The organism is Mycobacterium sp. ST-F2, assembly GCF_001905655.1.
Lineage (GTDB): Bacteria > Actinomycetota > Actinomycetes > Mycobacteriales > Mycobacteriaceae > Mycobacterium.
Genome location: NZ_JMHT01000088.1, coordinates 1 through 3048, shown reverse-complemented (window position 1 = coordinate 3048; position 3048 = coordinate 1). Strand labels below are relative to the sequence as shown.

Genomic DNA, 3048 nt, shown 5'->3' with positions numbered 1-3048 from the left:
TTCGCCAGCGCTTTCGATCTTGATTTGAATTTGCCCGCCGGGCCGCCGTCTGCCCCTTCGGGTATGTTCGCTGCATGGCCTGGCGTCCACGTGTTTCGGTGAAATCCTTCCTCCGATCGATGGGCGCGGTGGCCGCCGCCGCCGTCATCGCCGTGGGTGGTGTGAGCCCGGTCGCACACGCGGCTCCGGTTGTCCCCGCCGCCGGATACGGCTTCAGTGAGGGCTCCTGGATGCTCAATCTCAGCCCGCAGGACCTCAACCGCGAACTGGACGCGGTTGCGGCCACGAACGCCACCTGGCTGCGGGTGCTCTTCGACTGGAATGTGGCCGAGCCATCTCAGGGCGCCTACGAGTGGGGAGTCTTCGATCGGATCGTCGACGCCGCGGGAGCGCGCGGACTGCGCGTGCTCGGCAACATCGCGTTCACCCCACCCTGGGCCCGGCCGAATCCGTCGTTCTTCACCGCGCCGCCGACGGATCCCGCGGTGTTCGCCGAATTCAGCAAAGCCGTGGTGAACCGCTACGGCTCGCGCATCAGCGATTGGGAGATCTGGAACGAGCCCAACCTCGGGCTGTTCTTCGGCTTCGGCGGTGATCGCGTCAGCCGATACACCGACATCCTCAAGGCGACTTACCCCGCGATCAAGAGCGTGCAACCGAACAGCACCGTCATCGCGGCGGGGCTCAGCCGCGCGGGTGGCGGCGACGCGCCGCCCGCCTTCCTCAACGGCATGTACGACGCAGGCGCGCAGGGTTTCTTCGACGCGGCCGCGGCGCATCCGTACGTGTTCCCCGGTGGGCTGCAAGCGGATACGGAGAACGGGTGGTCCGATGTCGCCCGCATGCGCGATGTCATGGTGGCCCGCGGCGATGCCGGGAAGAAGATCTGGATGACGGAGTTGGGCGCGCCGACCAGTGCTCCGTCTGCGGAGGGCGTGAGCCCGGAGCAGCAGGCCGCCGAGATCACCGATCTTCTCGCCGCCATCGCGGGGTTGGACTACGCGGGGCCCGCGTTCATCTACAGCATCCGCGATAACGACTCCGCCAACCGAGGCGATCGGGAATCGAACTTCGGGGCTTTGCTGACGAGCGACTGGCAACCCAAGCCCGCGGCCGCGGTCTTGAAGCGCTGAGCGAACTCGCCGGCGTCAGCGAGGGGGTTGCCGTGCGGCGCCCCGAGGCCCCAGCGCTTCGAGCGCGAACGAGTACGCGGCCACCAGATCCGTGGCCATCCGCTCGGTGGAGTACGTCGTGAGTAGGCCCTTGCTCGCGATCTGCACCTCGCTGCGGTACTCGGCGTCGGCGAAGTACCGCTCGATCGCCGCAGCGGTCTCACGCGGTGTTCTCCCTGCGAGTTCGTAGCCAAGGGAACGCATGCTGGGGATGTCCCGGCAGATCACGGGGCACCCGATGTCGGCTGCTTCGAGCGTCGCCAACGGTCCGCCCTCCCAGGCCGCTGTGTGGACGTACAGCGACGACGACGCGAGAAGCTCGTACGCGCGGTCCGGCGCCACCCACCCCGTGATCTCCACCCCCGCCGCCTCCAGGGCCGTGCGCCCCTCGTCGCCGTCGCCGATCCAGAGGAATCGGTAGCGGTCTCCCAGGATCGCGGTCACCTCGGCGAAGTACTCGGGATCCTTCTGGTCGGAGATCCTCCCGATCATGGTGACGACGGGCCGCGACGACTCGTGGGCCGCGGAGGTGGTGGCCGAGATCGGTTGCGAGGCAGACGTTCTCGCAGGTGCTGCATTCGGCACGAGACGTGTCGGCATGCGCCTGCTGAGCCGGTTCCCGACCTCCATCTCCCTGGGGCTCACGGCGGTGAGCAGCTGCGGCCGCTGCGCGAGTAGCCGTTCGACCGCCCAATACGCCGTGGTTTGGACCGACTTCCGCGGGTCCTCCATCGCGTAGCAGTGGGGTGAGTACACGATGCGCGTGGAGGGCGGCAGGAAGGCCCGGAGAATGCCCGCGAAACTCGAGTGCAGGTGCACGATGTCGTAGTTGTTCCGCGCGACCGTGCGCAGGGCGCTGCCGTAGAAGCCCAGGAGGCCGCCCTCGTATTGTTCGAGGTGCGAATTGGACGGGATATCGGTGGTCACATGAGCTTCCCGCGTCCGGGCGAACAACGTGTGTTCGATTTGCGGGGTGGCGCTGATGTAATTCACGATCGCCGTTCGCAAACCGCCGCCGAAGGCCTCGGTGATGTGAATAACGCGCACGGGGATCCTTTTCCGTCGGATCGGGGCAGGGGTGGACGGGCGAACCCGCTCGGTGACGCTCACGGCTTTGTTGCGTCCGTTGACACGATATACTCCTCGAGCGGAAATGTTTGCCGATGAATCGCTCGGGCGAAAAGGAGTGCAGGTCTGTGACCGTGACACCAGGCAACGAGCACCCGGAGTCGGCGGAGGATTCGACCGCTGACGTCCATCCGACCAAGATCTCCAGGACGTGGTTCCCGACGAACAAATGGGAGCAACTCGGCGAACGCCTCTACAACGTCTTCGTCACGAACTTCCCGTCGAACGCGGTGCGCGTGGCAACGCTGCGGATCTTCGGCGCCGAGATCGGCGCGGACACCAGGATCGAACTCGGGGTGCGCGTCCTCGGAATTCAGCAATTGCACATCGGTGCCGGGTGCGTGATCGGCACCCGATCCCTCGTGGACGCACGCGGCGAGATCGTCATCGCCGACAACGTCATCGTGGAGCGTGACGTTCAGCTGATCTCGGGGCAGCACGTGGTGAACTCCGACGACTTCAGCCAGCTCGACGCGCCGATCTACATCGACGAGGGCGCGCTGGTCGAGTTCCGCTCGATGATCGTCCAGGGGGTTCAGGTCTGCACCGGCGCCGTCGTTGCGCCGTGCTCATTGGTGCGTGAGGACGTCGCGCCGATGACGGTGGTCGCCGGCATCCCCGCCGTGAGGACCGGGGAGCGCAAGCTCACTGCGTAGTGCAGTTGTCCGGCGGGGGCTGGCCCTGGAACCGCTTGCCCAGCCACTCGAGGTACGCCGAGCTGTCGACGTCGCCGTGTCCCTTGCCCTCC

General features: G+C 66.6%; 3 protein-coding genes. 2 read left to right on the top strand and 1 reads right to left on the bottom strand.

The window, feature by feature from the left end:
- The first annotated feature begins 74 nt into the window (after positions 1–74).
- Entirely contained in the window at positions 75–1133 is a 1059-nt protein-coding gene (locus tag EB75_RS26620; RefSeq protein WP_073698226.1) for a beta-galactosidase, read from the top strand.
- Positions 1134–1148: 15 nt separating this feature from the next.
- Here the strand turns inward: EB75_RS26620 and EB75_RS26615 are convergent, their stop codons facing one another.
- Positions 1149–2219, bottom strand: coding sequence for a glycosyltransferase (locus EB75_RS26615; protein ID WP_073698225.1), 1071 nt, complete (start codon positions 2217–2219; stop codon positions 1149–1151).
- 149 nt (positions 2220–2368) lie between these two features.
- On the opposite strand from EB75_RS26615, the gene EB75_RS26610 reads away from it, so the two are divergent.
- Positions 2369–2956 carry an acyltransferase gene (locus EB75_RS26610; protein ID WP_073698224.1) on the top strand — a complete coding sequence of 196 codons (588 nt, stop codon included), beginning with the start codon at positions 2369–2371 and terminating at the stop codon, positions 2954–2956.
- The last annotated feature ends 92 nt before the right edge of the window (positions 2957–3048 follow it).

What these genes read in the sequence shown, in the direction of transcription:
- EB75_RS26620 (WP_073698226.1), top strand. Translation starts at nt 75, where the DNA reads ATGGCCTGGCGTCCACGTGTTTCGGTGAAATCCTTCCTCCGATCGATG.